The organism is Flavobacterium sp. LC2016-01, from assembly GCF_009711135.1.
Lineage (GTDB): Bacteria > Bacteroidota > Bacteroidia > Flavobacteriales > Flavobacteriaceae > Flavobacterium.
The window spans coordinates 104,116-122,848 of the sequence record NZ_WMIC01000006.1 but is presented as its reverse complement, the minus strand read 5'-3'; the positions used below and the strand labels follow the sequence as shown (position 1 = coordinate 122,848).

Annotated in this window: 18 protein-coding genes; 13 read left to right on the top strand and 5 right to left on the bottom strand. The window is 35.1% G+C overall.

Annotated features, from left to right (window positions below):
* Positions 1-20 precede the first annotated feature (20 nt).
* Complete coding sequence (locus GKZ88_RS13570; protein WP_155102906.1) at positions 21-812, top strand: SDR family oxidoreductase; 792 nt, start codon at positions 21-23, stop codon at positions 810-812.
* 69 nt (positions 813-881) lie between these two features.
* Here the strand turns inward: GKZ88_RS13570 and GKZ88_RS13565 are convergent, their stop codons facing one another.
* Positions 882-1,970, bottom strand: a complete 1,089-nt coding sequence (locus GKZ88_RS13565; protein ID WP_155102905.1) for an NADH:flavin oxidoreductase — start codon at positions 1,968-1,970, stop codon at positions 882-884.
* Between the two features lie 237 nt (positions 1,971-2,207).
* On the opposite strand from GKZ88_RS13565, the gene GKZ88_RS13560 reads away from it, so the two are divergent.
* The 3 genes from GKZ88_RS13560 (at position 2,208) to GKZ88_RS13550 (ending at position 4,098) form a co-directional block, all read left to right on the top strand.
* Positions 2,208-2,573, top strand: a complete 366-nt coding sequence (locus tag GKZ88_RS13560; protein WP_155102904.1) for a DsrE family protein — start codon at positions 2,208-2,210, stop codon at positions 2,571-2,573.
* A gap of 173 nt (positions 2,574-2,746) precedes the next feature.
* Complete coding sequence (locus tag GKZ88_RS13555) at positions 2,747-3,217, top strand: nucleoside deaminase (protein WP_155102903.1); 471 nt, start codon at positions 2,747-2,749, stop codon at positions 3,215-3,217.
* A 2-nt stretch (positions 3,218-3,219) separates the two neighbouring features.
* On the top strand, positions 3,220-4,098 hold the full coding sequence (locus GKZ88_RS13550) for an AraC family transcriptional regulator (RefSeq protein WP_155102902.1): 879 nt from the start codon (positions 3,220-3,222) through the stop codon (positions 4,096-4,098).
* An 89-nt stretch (positions 4,099-4,187) separates the two neighbouring features.
* On the opposite strand, the gene GKZ88_RS13545 is transcribed toward GKZ88_RS13550, so the two are convergent.
* The 4 genes from GKZ88_RS13545 to GKZ88_RS13535 form a co-directional block, all read right to left on the bottom strand.
* Complete coding sequence (locus tag GKZ88_RS13545; RefSeq protein ID WP_155102901.1) at positions 4,188-4,562, bottom strand: DUF4440 domain-containing protein; 375 nt, start codon at positions 4,560-4,562, stop codon at positions 4,188-4,190.
* Between the two features lie 53 nt (positions 4,563-4,615).
* Complete coding sequence (locus GKZ88_RS13540; protein ID WP_155102900.1) at positions 4,616-5,119, bottom strand: PRC-barrel domain-containing protein; 504 nt, start codon at positions 5,117-5,119, stop codon at positions 4,616-4,618.
* 82 nt (positions 5,120-5,201) lie between these two features.
* Positions 5,202-5,357 carry a hypothetical protein gene (locus GKZ88_RS22360; protein ID WP_196216481.1) on the bottom strand — a complete coding sequence of 52 codons (156 nt, stop codon included), beginning with the start codon at positions 5,355-5,357 and terminating at the stop codon, positions 5,202-5,204.
* A gap of 239 nt (positions 5,358-5,596) precedes the next feature.
* Positions 5,597-6,151, bottom strand: coding sequence for a hypothetical protein (locus tag GKZ88_RS13535; RefSeq protein ID WP_155102899.1), 555 nt, complete (start codon positions 6,149-6,151; stop codon positions 5,597-5,599).
* Between the two features lie 328 nt (positions 6,152-6,479).
* Here GKZ88_RS13535 and GKZ88_RS13530 point away from each other — a divergent pair, with 328 nt between their 5' ends.
* From GKZ88_RS13530 to GKZ88_RS13490, 9 genes are all read left to right on the top strand, one after another.
* The gene (locus tag GKZ88_RS13530) at positions 6,480-8,090 is read left to right on the top strand and encodes a sensor histidine kinase (RefSeq protein WP_155102898.1); all 1,611 of its coding nucleotides are present in this window, start codon (positions 6,480-6,482) and stop codon (positions 8,088-8,090) included.
* Positions 8,091-8,101: 11 nt separating this feature from the next.
* A complete protein-coding gene (locus tag GKZ88_RS13525) occupies positions 8,102-10,051 on the top strand; it encodes a sigma 54-interacting response regulator (protein ID WP_155102897.1) in 1,950 nt (649 codons plus the stop codon).
* Between the two features lie 265 nt (positions 10,052-10,316).
* The gene (locus GKZ88_RS13520; protein ID WP_155102896.1) at positions 10,317-11,114 is read left to right on the top strand and encodes an alpha/beta hydrolase; all 798 of its coding nucleotides are present in this window, start codon (positions 10,317-10,319) and stop codon (positions 11,112-11,114) included.
* A 38-nt stretch (positions 11,115-11,152) separates the two neighbouring features.
* A complete protein-coding gene (locus tag GKZ88_RS13515; protein ID WP_155102895.1) occupies positions 11,153-12,172 on the top strand; it encodes an alpha/beta hydrolase in 1,020 nt (339 codons plus the stop codon).
* 8 nt (positions 12,173-12,180) lie between these two features.
* Positions 12,181-13,944, top strand: a complete 1,764-nt coding sequence (locus tag GKZ88_RS13510; RefSeq protein ID WP_155102894.1) for an amidohydrolase — start codon at positions 12,181-12,183, stop codon at positions 13,942-13,944.
* Between the two features lie 145 nt (positions 13,945-14,089).
* Positions 14,090-15,112 (top strand): MBL fold metallo-hydrolase, encoded by a 1,023-nt coding sequence (locus GKZ88_RS13505; RefSeq protein WP_155102893.1) that lies wholly within the window; start codon positions 14,090-14,092, stop codon positions 15,110-15,112.
* Positions 15,113-15,114: 2 nt separating this feature from the next.
* The gene (locus GKZ88_RS13500) at positions 15,115-16,482 is read left to right on the top strand and encodes an alginate export family protein (protein ID WP_155102892.1); all 1,368 of its coding nucleotides are present in this window, start codon (positions 15,115-15,117) and stop codon (positions 16,480-16,482) included.
* Positions 16,483-16,669: 187 nt separating this feature from the next.
* Positions 16,670-17,620: a polysaccharide deacetylase family protein gene (locus GKZ88_RS13495; RefSeq protein ID WP_155103156.1), complete on the top strand. Its 951-nt coding sequence runs from the start codon at positions 16,670-16,672 to the stop codon at positions 17,618-17,620.
* Positions 17,621-17,781: 161 nt separating this feature from the next.
* Positions 17,782-18,615: an oxidoreductase gene (locus GKZ88_RS13490; RefSeq protein ID WP_155102891.1), complete on the top strand. Its 834-nt coding sequence runs from the start codon at positions 17,782-17,784 to the stop codon at positions 18,613-18,615.
* Positions 18,616-18,733 lie beyond the last annotated feature (118 nt).

Here is an 18,733-nt window from a genome sequence, read left to right as displayed (position 1 = left end):
AAAAATTAAAACAATAAAAAATGAATTTGAAATTAGAAGGAAAAAGAGCTTTTATAAGCGGTTCGACACAAGGAATTGGTTATGCGATTGCAAAGCAATTATTAAATGAAAAAGCTGAAGTTATCATTAACGGACGACATGAAGAAAAAACCAATCTGGCTGTTCTAAAATTAAAAAGTGAATTTCCTGATGCCACAGTTTCCGGAATAGTTTGCGATTTTGGAAACAAAGAAGAAGTAACCGCATTACTAAACCAACTAGAGGATATTGACATTTTAATAAACAATGTGGGGATTTTCGAATTAAAAGATTTTGAAACTATCGAAGACGAAGATTGGTACCGAATTTTTGATATTAATGTAATGAGCAGTGTTCTGCTTTCTAAGAAGCTTTTACCACAAATGCTTCAGAAAAAATCAGGAAGAATTATTTTCATCAGCAGCGAATCGGGCGTGAATATTCCAGGAAACATGATTCATTACGGAATGACAAAAGCGGCGATGATGGCCGTTAGCAATGGTTTGTCTAAATTAACTCTGGGAACTGAAGTTACTGTAAATACAATTTTAGGCGGTCCAACTTATTCTGATGGCGTTGCCTCGACAATCGAACATATTGCTTCTTTGCAAAACATAGCAGTCGAGCAAATGAAAAGCGCTATTATACAACAGACTAATCCGCATTCTTTATTACAACGTTTTATTGATCCGGAAGAAATTGCTTCTTTGGCCGTTTATTTATCTAGCCCGCTTTCGATCGCAACAAATGGAACGAGTCTTCGAGCAGATGGCGGGGTTCTTAAAGTAATTTAGATTGAATCCTGTAATATTTAAAAAGTAAACCGCTTAATCAGCGGTCTACTTTTTTTATATGAAAAACTTTTACAACGACCCAGCTTTCACAAAAGTCTGCCATCCCCGCATCGTCTCAATAAAGCGTTCACTAAGTCCGCCTTGACGAAGATAATCAGCCATTACGGGCAGTTGCGGACTATCGTACATCGGATTTGCTTTCACCTGTAGCGGAAAATCTCGCTGAAGAATAGCCGCACGCGCAATAAGCACAAAATCACATCCTTCATCGAGAAGTTCTCCGGCACGCTGCGCACTCATAATTTTTCCGGCCGCACCTAAACGGACACCTTTTCTTGGAAGTTCTGTAAAAACACTGAGCATCGTTTTTCCTTTAAAAGTTCCTTCACGAACAATTTGGGCCGAATCCCAAAGCGCTAAATCCAAATAGTCAATTAATTCTCTATCAAAAATATTGGCGGTAACTTCCCTCAATTCTTCTAAAAGCAATCCGTAGCGCTCAATCGACAATCTCCAGCCAATCTGAAAATCAGGACCGCAGGCTTTACGAATTCCTTCAATAACCTCAATGGTAAAACGGGCGCGGTTTTCTAGGCTTCCTCCATACTTATCGGTACGATCGTTCAGATTTGGAGACATAAATTCCGAAAGAATCCATCCAAAAGCACCGTGAACTGAAATCCCATCAAATCCAGCCAGCTGCGCTCTTTTTGCGGCTCCAATAAAACTGTCGCGAATTCGTTCAACTTCTTCAGTTGTAATTGCTTTTATTCCTTCTAAAGTTTTACTCGAAGCCGGAGCCGGTATTCCTCCTATTGAAGGCTTAGCCCGATGTCCCGCGTGATGCAATTGCACTGCCGACAGCGCTCCGCCATTGTGAATGACCGACGCCATTTTAGTCAGGCCCGATAAATGATCATCACTATGAATACCCAATTGGCGTTCAAATGCTATACCTCCTGCTTCTATCGTTGCAGCACTGGTTTGAATTAATCCGTAACCGCCTTGAGCAAGCTGTTCCATCCAATATTGGTCGTATTGAGATGCCGTGCCATCAAAATCACTTTGCTGGCTGGTCAAAGGTGCCAACATAAAACGATTTCTCATTGCTGGACCATGCAGCAGCGTAAGCGGTTTAAATAAATCAGAAACAGCCATTTTGTTTATTTTTTAAAGTTGAACTTAAATGAATTATTATCTGATGCAAAGTTGCCGAGATCCTCTCATGTGAAAAATGGATGATTTTTACTTTATAATGGACGTTTTAAACCTGATCTTTTAAAGGCTCCTGAGAAAATTGAACGAGAAAAAAATCCTCCATTATAAAGTAAATTTCCTCCATTCTTTAGCTGGCATCGTCGTCAGATCTTTGCGGTGTTAATAAAATTTATTCAAATGAAAAAAACAGCTATTATTATTCTATCTGATCCAAAAGCAGGTTCAGAAGAAGCTCTAGGACGTGTATTCAATGCTTTAGCATCAGCATATGAATTCAAACACGAAGGTGAAGATGTAAAAATTATTTTTCAAGGTACAGGAATTAGATGGCCTGAGCAGCTTGAAAAACCGGAGCATCCAGTGAATGCTCTTTATAAAGAAGTAAAAGATCATGTTCACGGCCTTTCTAAAGGATGTGTTGCCGTATTTGGTACTGAAACTTCTGGTTATGATTTGTTAAATGACAATGAAGTACCTGGAACTCCTGGTCTTCCAAGTCTTGTTAACCTTAAAAAAGAAGGTTACGAGATTTTGATATTCTAAACAAAACCTGCAGCTGCCCTCTTTTTATTTAGAGGGCAGTTTTTAAAAAAATCTATGGAATTAAATTCAGACTGTTTACTGCAATAAAATGTTATCAAAAACGGTTGTTTTTTTTGAGTAATTTAGCATCAACTGGATATATTCCATAAAATCAAAATTTAAGTTATAAAATTATGCAAGAGGATTTTCAATATTACATGAATCAATGTTTAGATCTTGCCAAAACTGCTCTAAAAGCTGGAAATCCGCCTGTCGGTGCGCTGATTGTACTTGATGGAAAAGTAATTGGTACGGGTATTGAATCTGGAAAATCAACTGGAGACATTACCAATCATGCAGAAATATTGGCTGTTAAAGATACGCTAAAAAATGGATTTTCGGATAAATTACATCTGGCACAAATGTACACCACACACGAACCCTGCATTATGTGTTCTTATATGATTCGTCATCACAAAATAGCCAAAATTATTTTTGGTACAGCTGTGCCGCATGTGGGCGGTTTTACTTCAAAATATGATGTTCTAAACGCTGAAGATGTACCCAAATGGGGAAACAAACCAAAGGTAATCGCCGATGTATGCGTTGAAGAATGCAATGTTCTCAATGCTCAATTTTTAGAATTATTAGGCAAATCAGTATAACTATGTTTTCACAGTCCGTTTATACACTTGTTAACCAGCAAAATGGAAATTTATCATTCAAAGTATTTGAATTTGATAATGCTAGTTATTTTGATCATATTCAGCGTAATAATTATTTTACGCTAATTATAATAACTTCAGGAGAAGGAATAGCCAAAGTTGATCTTAGTGAGTATTCTTTTAAAGAGAATACTTTGTTTGCCTTTTATCCTTATCAGCCTTTTATGCTGGCTTCAGAAGGACCAATAGCGGGTATTTCTATTCAGTTTCATCATGATTTTTTCTGTATCTACAGACATCATAAAGAAATTGCTGCAAATGGAATTTTATTCAACAATGTCTATCAGCTGCCTTTTATTTTTTTGGATCAAAATAACAAACAGACACTGATGAATATCGTCAGAGAAATTGTCAATGAGCTGAAAATGGAAGCTTTGAGAAAAGATGAGGTTCTTATTTCTTATCTGAAAATATTTTTAGTCCTCGCAACCCGAATAAAACTGGAACAACAAGCTGTCAAAGAAATAAATTCAAATGAAAAACAGCTTTTCATTGTACAGAATTTACGAAATGCAATTGAAGATAATTTCAGAACCAAACATTCTGTCAGTGAATATGCCGATATCCTTCATGTATCACCTGTTGTTCTTGCAAGAGCTGCCAAAAATCATTTTAACATGACACTTTCTGATTTAATAACGGAAAGAATCATTGTTGAAGCTAAAAGAGAATTGTACCTCACAAACAAAACGGTCAAAGAAATTGCCTATGAACTTGGTTATGACGACGAATATTATTTCAGCAGAGTATTTAAAAGCAAGACAGATACATCTCCACAATTATACAGAGATACAATAGGCTTTAACAGAGGAGATTCCTAAAATAGTTTATATCACTCATTAAGAGATATTATAAAAAAAACGCTGAACCAAAAGTTTAGCGTTTTTGTCAATCTTATTTTTGCAATTAATTACTTCGCCAATTCAGTTTCCGTATGCAATGCGCAGACCCAATTATTATTTTGCTTAATCCAGGTAGAAGTACACACACATTTCATTGGGGAATTTTGCTTATCGTCTGCTATTTCTAATGCTATTAAATATCCAATTATTGTAGTATTTTCGTTAATTAACTTCTCATCCACATCAGAAATATTCAATACTTTTATTTTACCGCTATCAACAGACTCAAACATCTTTTTAAACATAGATTCGTCTACGCTTTGTAAACCACTTTTGCCGGCAATCATACAAGGAAACAGCGTAAGATTTTTTACTGTTTCATAATCGTGATTTTCCATTCCCTGCCAATATTTTTTTTCCAGTTCAATAATTTGCATTTCCATAATCATTCTTCTTTTTTTAATTAAACTTTTGCACGGGGTTTTGATGAAAAGTATTATTTATGATCAAATTCCCTTCGGTTGTAAAATGAATCATCATCACTGTCATAAGATCCGAAATCATTCTCAGGATAATACGATTTCATTACTCTTCTTTCATAATCTCGGTCAAAATTATGCTGCCTGTGATATCGATTTGTATTTCTGAATGTATCATATCCTATACTATTTGCCATCACAATTTTTGTGTCTTTATTTATGCTGACAGATCCAATAGGTATAATAATATGACTGTCTCCGTCTTTATAGATAAATTCTCTTGCGTTATCGTTCGCTATAACATCATGCACCTCATTGTGGCTCTCCTCTATCAATTTTTTATCTACTTTCACATCCAGATAGATAACACGCTGCATATCCTTATTCACCCAGAGATTATCAATTGTTCCAATAGTGCGGTTGTCAGCATCAACTATTTTCCATCCTCTTACATCAGAATAATTTGATGCAATTTTATAATCGGATAGTTCGTCTAATTTGTATAAATTTTTATTTTCCATAACTTCTTTTTTAGTATATGTTTCAAAGTTTCTTTAAGGCTTTAAAAACAATAGTCTTCTTGCCTGTTTCCCTTTTTTTGTTCTATTGGGCACTTGAAGTATTTTCTACTTCAACACTGTTTCCACTTTGAACTTGATGGTCTACAAAATAAATGTAGTAGATAATTGCAGCAATTACTAGTAGTACTGCAATCCACGGCCATACTCGCTTTTTCTTCTCAATTTTAATTTCTGCCATAACTTATTTTTTTGATTATTTAATAGTTTTAAAACACTATTAAAGATACAAATGAGAAGAGACTGCAAAGTATTAAATTTCAGCAAGATCTTACAAAATTCCCAGTAGATTAATTAGCGATTATCATCTCTCATTGTGCAAAATAAAAAACGCTAAACTTTTGGTTTAGCGTTTTTTACTCTGTCTTTTAGAGCTATTAAAATTGCTTTTTATCTCTAAAGCAAAACTGTAATTCTTATCTACTTCTTTTCAACCAATTCAATATTTTGCTGCAGGTTTTTTTCGGTTTGAATAATATCCAAAAAAATCATTTTTAAAGTCTGTTTTGTATTTTTATCGGTTGCGTTCATGTTTGAGTATATAAAAGTCATTACAAATTCACTTTTATCTTTTAATGTTTCTTTTAGTTCTTCAATATTAGAAAGTGAAGCTACTTTTTTATAATCAATTAAATCAATTTTAGTACTCGATACTGATTTCCATGCATTGATTTTAATTTGCGGAATATAAATTCCTTTAGATTTCTTGACAATATCTAAAACTGTAACATTTTTGTTGTTGTTATAAAATTGCAATGAATCAACTAAAGATTCTTGTTTGGGAACAATTGCCTTAATATCTTCTTTAGATTCCTTTAATTCGCTATTTATAGTCGAAAATACTTGATCAATATAAACTTGGTCTTTACGTTCAGAATTCCAGTTGTCTATAAAAAGAGCTATTAAAATACCTGCAATTACTGGAATGATTTCTTTAATAAAATGAATAGTGTAATTTTTAATTTTTTCTTTCATTAATTCTGGTTTTGGATTGGCGGATAATAGTAATTGTTTATGAAACGTGACGCTTTCTATTTCGTAAAAAAGCGATTTAACTATACTTCGTAAAACTGTTTCGCTAATTTAGTTAAATATTTGAATTAATCTTTTCCTCAGATAAAATAGCAGAAAATAAGCCGTTTAGATAACAGCTGCTGTATTTATTTTTTGAATCAGCGTATGTTTACAGCAAACTTTTATCCTAAAACAACGATATTTCGTTGGCAGTCAATTTTCGAATATTTTAAATTTAAATACATAATTATCAATACCTTCGTATAGCCAGCAGTTTAATCCTAAGAAAATGCGCTCTAATCCGTACAGAATAATTCTGTTTTTCCTTGTATGTTTTACAATTGGAGATGCAAATGCATTGTCTTTTTTTAAAAACGGAAACCAAATTGAAACGGCGGAAAAAAGCCTTCCAGCTCTTATTAATAATTTGGATCAAGAAACAGCTTATAGTGAACTGCAGGTTAAAATTGCAGAGAAATTGCTAAGCAGATTACCTCAAAGCATTGACAAAATCAAAATATTATTAAAAGTAAGCGATTGGTATGAAGCTTCTTATAATAATCCTAAAACATTGGAAATAGCATTTCAATATGCTGAAGATGCTCTTCGGATAAGCCAGGCTCTTCATTCTAATATTTATTCTGGTAAATGTTATTTACAACTTTCGATGGTGCAAGAGTTGAGAAATAACAATTCTATGATAGAAGTCAACGCCAGAAAAGCAATAGATGTATTAGCCAAAACAGATCAAATAGATGATTTGGCAGAATCTTGGGTTATGCTCTGGTCAGCTAAAATGCGTACAAATGCACCTATTAAAGAGAGATTGGTTCCAATTTTTAATGCAGCAGCGTTATTCGAAAAATCAAAAAACAATAAAAGAAGCGGTGACTGTTACAGAGAAATTAGTGAGCTATATTTTTCAATTTCCGATTTTAATCACGCTCTCAACTATTTAAAAAAAGCAATATTTTATTATAAAGCGGCAAACCTTAAAGAAAGCGATATTTATCCTATTTCCTCTAGACTGAATATTATTTATGAAGCCGAAAAAAGAAGCAGGGATATTGTCAAACTTAAAAACAAAACCCTTTTACAGGAAAGCAAACTCGAAAATGAGGTTTTTTTACGTAATTCGATGATTACTTTTGTGGTGCTCCTGCTTATAATTCTTGCACTGCTTTACAAAAGTTATAGTTTTAAGAAGAAGACAAATAAAGTACTCGAAACACAGCAAAATGAAATCAATAAAAAAAATGCAACACTGGAGAATCTGGTAGTTGAAAAAGAATGGCTGCTGCGGGAAATTCACCACCGAGTAAAAAACAACCTGCACATGGTTGTTGGTTTATTAGCAAGTCAAGTTGAGTTTCTGCAAAATGAAGAAGCTGTTCAGGCCATTAATAACAGTCAGAACAGAATTCAGGCAATGTCACTGATTCATCAAAAATTGTATCAATCAGAGAATTTATCGATCATTGATATGCCTTCTTACATATTCGAATTAACAGAATATTTGAAAGATTCATTTGAAATTAGAAACTCAATCCGATTTATTTTGGATATAGACAGTTTTAATCTGCCTTTGTCGCACTCTATTCCAATTGGGCTTATTTTCAATGAAGCGGTTACAAATGCAATAAAATATGCCTTTCCAGATCATAAAAACGGAATTATTACTATTTCGCTTAAAGCGCTCGAAAACAATAAATACATATTAATGATTCGTGACAATGGCATTGGGCTTCCACCCGATTTTGACCCTTACAACAATCCTTCATTAGGAGTAAAGTTAATGCATGGACTTTCTGCGGATATCGATGGAAAGTTTCTCATCACGAATGCAAACGGTACAAAAATAACGCTGGAATTTATTTTTAATAAAAATAGTTCTCATTAATTATTGGCAAAATGGCAAAACCACTAAAAATACTTATAGTTGAAGATCAGTTTGTTGAGGCAAATCACTTACGATTAATGCTGAAAAAAGCGGGGCATTCTATAATTGGGATGGCACGCTCTGTTGCTGATGCCAAATATTATATTGCGCAGCAAAAACCTGAACTGGTTCTTTTGGATATTTTTCTTTCGGGAAAAGAAACCGGTATTGATCTTGCAGAAGTACTGAAAGATGATAACATTCCTTTTATTTATCTTTCGGCTAATTCTAACGAAGAAGTTCTCAGCAAAGCTAAATTGACGCATCCTTACGGTTTTTTAGTAAAACCTTTCAGGGAAAAAGATTTATTAATTACCATTGAAATTGCCGAATATCATCAGGAACACGGCATCGAATCTACAATCAGAAAAGAGCTTTTATTTCAAAAACAATTAAAAACAATAGTAACAAAAAACGGTACTTGGGACGACAGAGTTCTTACGATTGTTACCGCCTTGCAATCTCTAATTTCTTTCGATCTGGTAATGGCAATTTTTTATATAAACAATAAATTATCCAACAGGGTTTTAGGGTATTCAAGAACCGGTTTGCACGAATACCAAAAAATAGGAATTGAAGAATTACAAAATATCACTGCTTTAAAAGAATCTGAAATAAATGAATTACGAAATAAGAGCAAGGTTGAGACTGAAGCAACTTTTTATAATGATCAGGATTTTATAAAAATATGCGATAAAACGCCAATCAAAAAGATGATTGCGAATTCAATGAATATGAAGTCTAATCTTATGCTTCCTGTTCCTTTATCTCTCAATGAAAATGGCGGACTGTATTTGTCTTTTTTCAGCAGACAATCTAGTAATTACAATAAAAACCATTTAAGATTATGCGAAAGACTTCAGGAACCTTTAATTTATGCAATTGAAAATTTAATCAGTCATGATAAAAAATTAGACCAAAAAAATAATTCAGCAACAAATGATGATTCTCCCAGAAATACAAAAGTAACGGGCTTCGAATCGATTGTAGGCAAAAGTCCCATTCTGCTAAAGTTATTTGATCATATACTGCAAGTTGCTCCTGCTGATACCACAGTTTTAATCACCGGAGAAAGCGGTACAGGAAAAGAAAGTATTGCGCATAGTATTCAGCATCTTTCAAATAGAAAAGAACAGCCTTTTATCAAAATTAACTGCTCTGCCCTTCCTCCGAGCCTAATTGAATCTGAATTATTCGGGCATGAAAAAGGTGCTTTTACAGGCGCTTCCGAAAGAAGAATCGGCAAATTTGAACAAGCACATAATGGTACTTTGTTTCTAGATGAAATTGGTGATATGCCATTGGAAATGCAGGCAAAACTGCTTCGGGCAATTCAGGAAAAAGAGATTGAACGTGTCGGCGGTAATCTTCCCATAAAAGTAAATGTCCGTATCATTGCTGCAACTAACTGTAATTTGGAAAAAGAAGTTGCCGATGGCCGTTTTAGGCTTGATTTATATTATAGACTGAATGTCTTTCCTATTCAATTACCACCACTGCGAGAGCGTAAGGAAGATATTGGTCTTTTGGCTCGTCATTTTATTGCTGTCTACAGTGCTAAAACAGGAAAAAATGTAACCGAAATAGCCGAAAGCGCCCTTAAAAGTCTTTTATCCTATCAATGGCCCGGAAATATTCGCGAACTTGAAAATCTTATTGAAAGAAGTGTTCTTTTGGCAAAAACCGAAACCATTGAACATATTCCGCTTCCCGCTTTTGATGAAATCAAAATAAACAACAACTCAAATGAATGGTATTTCAAAACCATTCAGGAAAACGAAAGGGAACATATTATCAATGTTTTGGAAAAATGCAACGGCAGAATCAGAGGCTCAGGCGGTGCATCAGAAATATTAGGGCTTCCTCCTACTACATTAGCTTCAAGAATGCAAAAACTCGGCATAAAGAGAAGCCATTTTTAATTGTTAATTATTAATGGTTAATTGTTAATTGCCTAACTGTTGTGATGAAAGTAACTTGAAATCTCTTTAAAATACTAATAATTAACCATTAACAATTGATAATTAACCATTATTAACGACGTTATTACGTTGTCTTATTTTCGTCGTACGACGATATATAGTTATTTTAAAATCAGCATAAAACACATAATAAACTAATAATCAATTAGTTGCAAATTAGGTTCGGTTTTAGTTTACACTTTGGCATAACATTAAAACGTGTATTATGCTAACCGAAAACCCTACAACTATCCTTTTTATCACAGGTGCATTTGTCAGCCATAAATGCTGGGACGAATGGAAAGTCTTTTTTGAAAACAAAGGATTTAAAACCCTGGCTCCGGCATGGCCATACAAAGATGCTCCAGCTACTGTTTTGCGCGACCGTCATCCCGATTCCCAAATTGCAAGTCTGCGCTTAACCCAGCTAATAGAACATTTTGAAAATATTGCCAAAAACCTTCCTGAAAAACCAATTGTTATCGGCCACTCAATTGGCGGACTAACAGCTCAAATACTTTTACAACGCAATTTAGCATCAGCTGCAATCGCTATACATTCGGTTCCTCCTCAAGGAATTATGACCTTCAAATTTTCATTTTTAAAAGCCGGCTGGGGTCCGCTTGGTTTTTTTACCTCTGCAAAAAAAACATTTTTAATGAATTTTAGCCAGTGGCAATATGCTTTTACAAATGGAATGCCTGAAGAATGGCAAGATAAGGCCTATTGCGATTCTGTAATTCCTGAATCTAAATTAATCGTTCGAGATACTATAACAGCGGCTGCAAAAGTAGATTTTAAAGCGCCTCACAAACCATTGCTTTTAATTGCCGGATCAACAGATCATACTATTCCCGAGTCGTTGAATTATTCCAATTACAAAAAATATTCAGACAAAGATTCTATAACAGATTTCAAGGTTTTTCCTGACCGAAATCACTATGTCTTAAATCAGCCTGGATGGCAGGAAATCGCTGTCTTTATTGAAAACTGGATCGAAAAACTTCCAGTTCAAAATTTATAATAACCAATTATTTTTTAACTAATTAAAATTTTAAAATCATGAAAACGAATTTAGTAAACACCACTTTTTTAAACCTTAAAAGAAAAGCTATTCAGGTTTTAGCCTTCGGGCTTTTATTATTAACTTTAATTTCCTGTAATAAAAAAGCAGAAGAAACTCCTTCAACAGAAGCAAAACCCGCAGAATCAACTGAAACGGCTCAAGCAGCACCTGCAGATCCGCCTACAAATTTCAAACATGCTACTGCTGAAGTCAACGGAATCAAAATTCATTATGTTATTGGCGGTAAAGGAGATCCGCTTGTTTTAGTTCATGGATTTGGTCAAAACTGGTATATGTGGAATCGTTTATTGCCAGAATTGTCAAAACATTTTACTGTAATTGCTCCCGATTTAAGAGGTGTTGGCGAATCAGACAAACCTGAGGGCGGTTATGATAAAAAAACGATGGCATCTGATATTCACGAATTGGTAAAAAAATTAGGGTACACGAATATCAATTTGGCAGGACACGATATCGGACTTATGGTAGCATATGCTTACGCTGCACAATACGGAAGCGAAGTTAAAAAAGTAGCTTTAATGGATGCACTTTTACCTGGAATTGAGCCTGTTTGGTCTAATGTGAAAGGATCTGCATGGTGGTTTGGATTTTTTGCATGGCCGGCTTCTGGAGATATTGTAAAAGGAAAAGAAAAAGAATTCTTGACTAATTTCTGGCCAGTTGTAGGACACGTAAAAGATCCTTTTACAGCCGAAGAATCTGCAGAATTCATTAGAGCTTATGCTGTTGAAGGCGGTACAACTGCAGCTTTTAAATGGTTTGGTGCTTTTGACCAAGATGGAAAAGACAACGTAATTTTCGCTAAGAAAAAACTAAAAATGCCATTATTGGCAATGGGCGGAGAATATTTCGCAGCAGCTTTTCTTAAAGATCATTCCAAATTAGTTGCTGAAAATGTTACAGAATCAAAAATTGCTGGCTCAGGTCACTGGTTAGTTCAGGAAAATACAGCACAAGTTCAAAAAGATTTACTAGCCTTTTTCTTGGCTAAATAATTAAAGTCATGAAAAATCTACTATTATCAATATTGCTTTTTGTTGGGCTTTTATCTCAAGCCCAGCAAAAAGCAGATTTAATTATCTACAACGGAAAAATTGCAACGATGCAAAAGCAAAACGAATTTGTTCAAGCAATTGCAATAAAAGACGGAATTATTCTGGATACAGGAACTGAGAAAAATATACTCTCCGTTTATAAATCTTCGGCAACAAAATTAATTGATGCCAAAGGAAAAACTGTAATTCCGGGGCTTAATGACAGTCATATGCACGTCATTCGAGAAGGTTTAAACTATAATGCTGAATTGCGCTGGGACGGTGTAAAAACCTTAAAACGCGCCATGGAAATGCTGAAAGAGCAAGCAGCAAGAACGCCAGATGGTGTTTGGATCAAAGTTATCGGTGGCTGGAACGAATATCAATTTGAAGAAAAAAGACAGCCCACAATTGACGAAATCAATGCCGCAGTTCCTGATAAACCGGTCTTCATAACTTATTTATACGGCAAAGCTTTCCTGAACAAAAAAGGAATTGAAGTTTTGGGTTATACGAAAGATACTAAATATGAAGGAAGTGTTTTAGAACAGGATGCTAACGGAAATTTAACGGGCTTAATGTATGCCAAAGAAACGCCAAAAGCAATTTACATGACAATGGGCCTCACAACAAAATTGAGCCCGGAAGAACGTGTAAACAGTTCGATTCAGTATAATCATGAACTCAATCGTTTCGGACTTACAAGTGTAATTGATGCTGCGGGCGGAAATCAAAATTTCCCTGCCGATTATGTTACTTCATTGGAATTGGCAAAACAAAATAAATTGAGTCTCAGAATTTCCTATTATTTGTTTGCGCAGCAAAAGGGCAAAGAATTAGAAGATTACGAAAAATGGGTTGCCACAACTCAAATCAATAAAAATGATAATCTGATTGTTGCAAACGGTTATGTTGAAGAAGGTGCCGGAGAAAATATTGTCGCATCTGCTGCAGATTTTGAAAATTTTCTGGAACCGAGAATCGTTTTATCGGATGAAATGGAAAAAGATCTCGAACCTATTATTCGGTTATTAGCTAAAAACAAATGGCCTTTCAGACTTCATGCAACTTATGGAGAATCGATTGACAGAATGCTGAATGTTTTTGAAAAAGTAAACAAAGAAATTCCGTTTAACGGATTACGCTGGTTCTTTGATCATGCCGAAACTATTACACCTTCAGAACTGGAACGTGTAAAAAAACTAGGCGGCGGTATTGCGGTTCAGTTCAGAATGTATTATCAGGGGGAATTGTACAACAAATTGTACGGAGCTCCAAAAACACAATTGCCTCCAATTAAAAAAATGCTTGAACTCGGAATTCCAGTTGGTGCCGGAACAGATGCTACCCGAATTTCAACGTTCAATCCTTGGGTGTCATTACATTGGCTTCTTACAGGAAAAACAATTGGCGGTATGCAGTTTTGGCCAAAAGATCAGACTTTGGACAAATTCACGGCTTTACAATTATACACTTCGGGAAGTGCATGGTTTTCGGGCGAAGAAAAAGACAAAGGAAAATTAATAAAAGGAATGTACGCCGATTTAGCGATTTTATCTGATGATTATTTTTCACTAAAACCAGATGATGTTCGAAAAATCGAATCGGTTTTGACGGTTGTTAACGGTAAAATTGTTTATGCTTCCGCGGAATATAAAGCGTTGAATCCAGAAATTCCTGCTGTAATTCCAGATTGGTCTCCTGTGAAATATTTTGGAGGTTATCAGAAATAATGGCACGCTGAATGAAATGAGAATGGCACGCAGATGACGCAGATTTGAGCAGATTGACACTGATTTTTTTAAAACTAATCTGCGAAAATCTGTTTCATCCGTTCAATCTGTGGGTAAACTTTTAAAACATTATAAATATTAAATCATGAAAAATTATAAATCCATTTTAATTGCTATGCTTTTTGCAGTCGCATTTTTTTCGACACAAAATACATACGCACAAATGCCAATGCCACCCGAAGTTCCTATTTGGGATGCCAATAAAGTGACTTTACAATTACATAAAATATCCGAGAATGTTTATGCCGTTTCGCCATCGACAACCGAAACTGAAACGACAAAGGGAATTCCGCAGGCAACTTCTGCGGGTTTTATTGTGGGAGACAAAGGCGTTTTGTTAATTGAAACCATGTTAAATAAAAGATTATACGATCAGTTGTATAAATTGATTCGTTCTGTAACGCAAAAACCAATCGTTTATGCAGTAAATACCAGTGATCACGGAGATCATTGTTTTGGAAATTATCTTCTTCCGAAGGAAACAATTTTAATTCAAAATGAATTCTGCAAAGATAACCTTGCCAAGAACTACGACGGAATCAAACAATTTATGATCATGCTTTTTGGAAAAGACCGCGGGATAGAACAAAGTGTATATCGTCCCGCTGATCTAACGCTTGCAGTCAATCAAAGTTTGAAATTGGATTTGGGAGGCGGTAAAATTGTAGAAATCATCAATGTTGGAACCGCACAGTCTCCAGCGGATTTGTTTGTATTTCTTAAAGATTCAGATAAAAATGTATTGTGGGCAGGAAATCCTTTTATTGCTGAAAGTCCAACAATTCCGTGGTTATTTGATGGTTATTTTCTGGAACCGGTTCGTAACCTTCAAAAAATTTATGATATGATCGGCGATAATGATGTTGTGGTTCCAGGACACGGCCGAATTACTAATAAAAAAGGAATTAAATTTACTATTGATTATGTAAATGCTTTAAAGAAAAATGTTGAAGACGCGGTTAAAAAAGGAGAAACATTAGAACAAGTTAAAGCTTCGGTTACGATGAAAGAGTTTGATAAAGGCTATGTACTTTTTAACTGGCTGCATTACAATTTCAATATTCCAAATGCGTATAACGATATTAAGAAAAACAGTTTAGGCAAATAGCCATGAAAAAAATTATTTTATTATTTCTTATTTGTATGCAGCTTCAGGCTCAGTCATACCCAGATTTTAAACCATTGCGGTTTGACGAAAATTATGAAGTGTTACAAAAAGATACGGTTAAAAAAGATTGGTACAAAACCATGAAATATCTGCCTCTCTCCTCTTCGGGAAAAACGTATTTGAGTTTTGGAGGGGAAGTAAGATATCAATATTTCTATGCCAAAAATGAAAAATGGGGAGACGATCCTGTCGATCACGACGGCTATATCTTAAACCGATTTTTGCTTCATGCTGATTTTCATGCCAGTCGCTATTTCAGAGCTTTTGTACAGCTTCAAAGCAGTAATGCCAACAGCCGAATTGACCCGAGTCCGGTTGACAGTGATCCGCTTGAAGTACATCAAGGTTTTGTGGATATTAATCTGATTACAGAGAAAAACAAACTGCTGCTTTTTAGAGCGGGAAGACAAGAATTAAGCTATGGCTCACAGCGTTTAGTTGCCGTTCGCGACGGACCAAACAATCGCCAGTCGTTTGATGCTGCAAAAGCTATTCTAGGTTTTAATAATTATCGCGCTGATTTATTTTACAGCCATTATGTAGTGGCGCAAGATGGCATTTTTGATGATTATTCGAATAAAAAAAGACAGTTTTGGGGAAGTTATTTTGTCATCAATAAAATTCCTGCCATCAAAAATATTGACCTTTATTATTTAGGATATCAAAGAGCAAATGCCAATTTTGATGATGCGAGCGGAAAAGAGCTTCGTCATTCTGTTGGAACACGTATTTGGGGAAAATATGACGAATGGCGTTATGATGCCGAAGCCGTTTATCAGTTTGGAGATGTGGATTCTAAAGACATTAAAGCCTGGACGGTTTCTCTAAACACTGGATATAGACTCACTTCTGTTGTTCTGCATCCCGAATTTGGTTTTAAAGTCGAATTAATCAGTGGAGATAAAACAAATGGAGACAACAAATTAAACACCTTTAATCCGTTGTTTCCCCGAGGCGCATATTTTGGTTTGGCCTCTGTTATCGGGCCTTCCAATCTTGTTGATTTTCATCCGTCGATCAGTTTAGAATTGGCCAAAAATATTGATTGGGTTATTGATTATGATATGTTTTGGAGATACAGCAGCGAAGACGGAATTTACGGTCCAAATACCGCGATGATTTATCCGGGAGATTCAACAACTGCGAAAGAAATTGGAAAGCAACTGGAAAGTGAAATTATTTACACTCCAAATCAATACCTGTATTTTAGAGTTGAAGCAACCTGGTTTCAAGCCGGAGATTTTTTGAAAGCTGCCAGTGCAGGAAAAAATATGTTTTTTACAGGAGTTACTATGCAACTTAAATTTTAATGACTTTATAATTTAAACACATAGAAACATAGATTCATTGCTGTAAAAAGGCGTTTCACTTGCATTAACAAACATAGGCTATGTGTTAAATGACTTGTCATTTTTTTTCAATCTTTATCAAAGGAGTTAATCCAAAATCTATGTTTCTATGTGTTAAAATATTTTAATGAATTATAATATACAAACAATGACAACAAGAAGAAATTTTATAAAAATGGCGGGCTTAACAGGCGCAGCTGTAATGGCAAATCCTGTTGATACATTTTCAAATACTATAAATGAAAATAAAATGGAATCTGAAATACAAAACAAATGGTTAGATGGTTCACGTTTGGTTGTTTCTGTTTCTATGCAGTTTGAAGCCGGTGGACAACCCGAAAACGCAGAAAGTCCGTTTCCTCAAAATATGCAAAAAGGCTATATTGATCTGCCCGCTTTAACTTGGTATCAATATGGTTATAAAGAAGGGATTCCCAGAATGCTGGACAATTGGGATAAACACGGCATAAAAATCACATCGCACATGGTCGGTTCTGCTGTGCTGCAAAATCCTGCTCTTGCTAAGGAAATAGTACAGCGAGGCCATGAAGCCGCTGCGCATGGTATGAATTGGAGTTCCCAGTACGCTATGTCGTATGAAGAAGAGAAAAAATTTATTAAAGCAGGTGCCGATGCTATAAAACAAGTAACCGGATTTACTCCTGTTGGATATAATGCAAACTGGCTCCGTCGTGGAGAAAACACCATTAAAATTCTGCAGGAATTAGGTTTTACGTATCACATTGATGATTTAAGCAGAGATGAACCATTTATAATTCAAGCAAATAAAAAAGATTTTGCCGTTGTGCCCTACACCATTCGCTCCAATGATATTGTCTTGATTGAAGGTAAAAACTTCTCAACTGACCAATTTTTCAATCAGGTAAAAGCAGAATTTGACCAGCTTTATGCCGAAAGCGAATCGAAACGCAGGCAAATGTCTATAAGCTTTCATGACAGGATTGGCGGAACGCCGCAAATGGTTAAAACAACATCTGATTTATTAAACTATATCAAAAGTCATAAGGGCGTCAGTTTTAAACGAAAAGATGAAATTGCTAGAATGACTTTAGAAGATAAAACTTCAATCAGAGAATAGTAACTTTACATTACAAAGGTTGAGTGAAGTCGGCGCCAAAATCCAAATTTCTCCTATAACCCAAAATGTGATGCCGTCACATAATCAATTTTTATAGTCCCCTTTCTTTTGTACCCTGCTTCTCAATAGAATAATTTTTAATAAACGTAATAAATAACATTATGAAAAAAACATGGTTCATTACAGGAACATCTCAGGGAATTGGGCTTATTTTGGTCAAACAATTATTAGATCTTGGATATAATGTTGCCGCCACTGCCAGAAATATTGCAGCCTTAAAAGAAGCAGTTGGAATTTCGTCATCCAATTTTCTTCCGTTAGAAGTTAATTTAACTGATGAAAAAAGTGTCTCAGAAGCCGTTGAAAAAGCCGTAACACAATTTGGCACAATTGATTATTTGGTAAATAATGCCGGTTATGGTTTAATTGGAGGGATAGAAGAAAGTTCTGATGCTGAAGTGCGTGCTAATTTTGATGTTAACGTCTTCGGTTTGCTGAATGTAACGAGAGCAGTTCTTCCTCATATGAGAGCAGCAAAATCTGGGCATATTATTAATCTTTCATCCGTTTTTGGTTTAGTGGCCGGAGCTGGCTGGGGAATTTACTGTAGCACTAAATTTGCAGTTGAAGGCATTTCTGAAGCTCTTGCTCAAGAAGTTAAGCCTTTCGGGATCAATGTCACCATCATAGAACCGGGTTATACGAGAACTAATTTCTTAAATAGCTCTTCGCTTATTGTGGCAAAAAATCCAATTGATTCTTATACGGATATTCGTGATAGTGTAAAAGCGCATCAAAATGATATTCCTGGAAATCAAGCAGGAGATCCAGACAAAGTAGCCAATTTAATTATCCAAGTTACTAAAAATCAAGAGCCTCCTCTTCGATTACTAACAGGATCAGATGCTTATAAATATGCGAATTACAAAATTGAATCTTTAAAAAACGAAATTGAAACCAATAAAGAACTTACTTTTTCCGCAGATTTTAAGTAAATGTTTGCAAGTCTGTTAAAATCAAAAAATGTCTCAGATAAAGTCTGAGACATTTTTTACATTTCACTCTTCACTCTTCACTCTTCACTCTTTACTCTTTACTCTTTACTCTTTACTC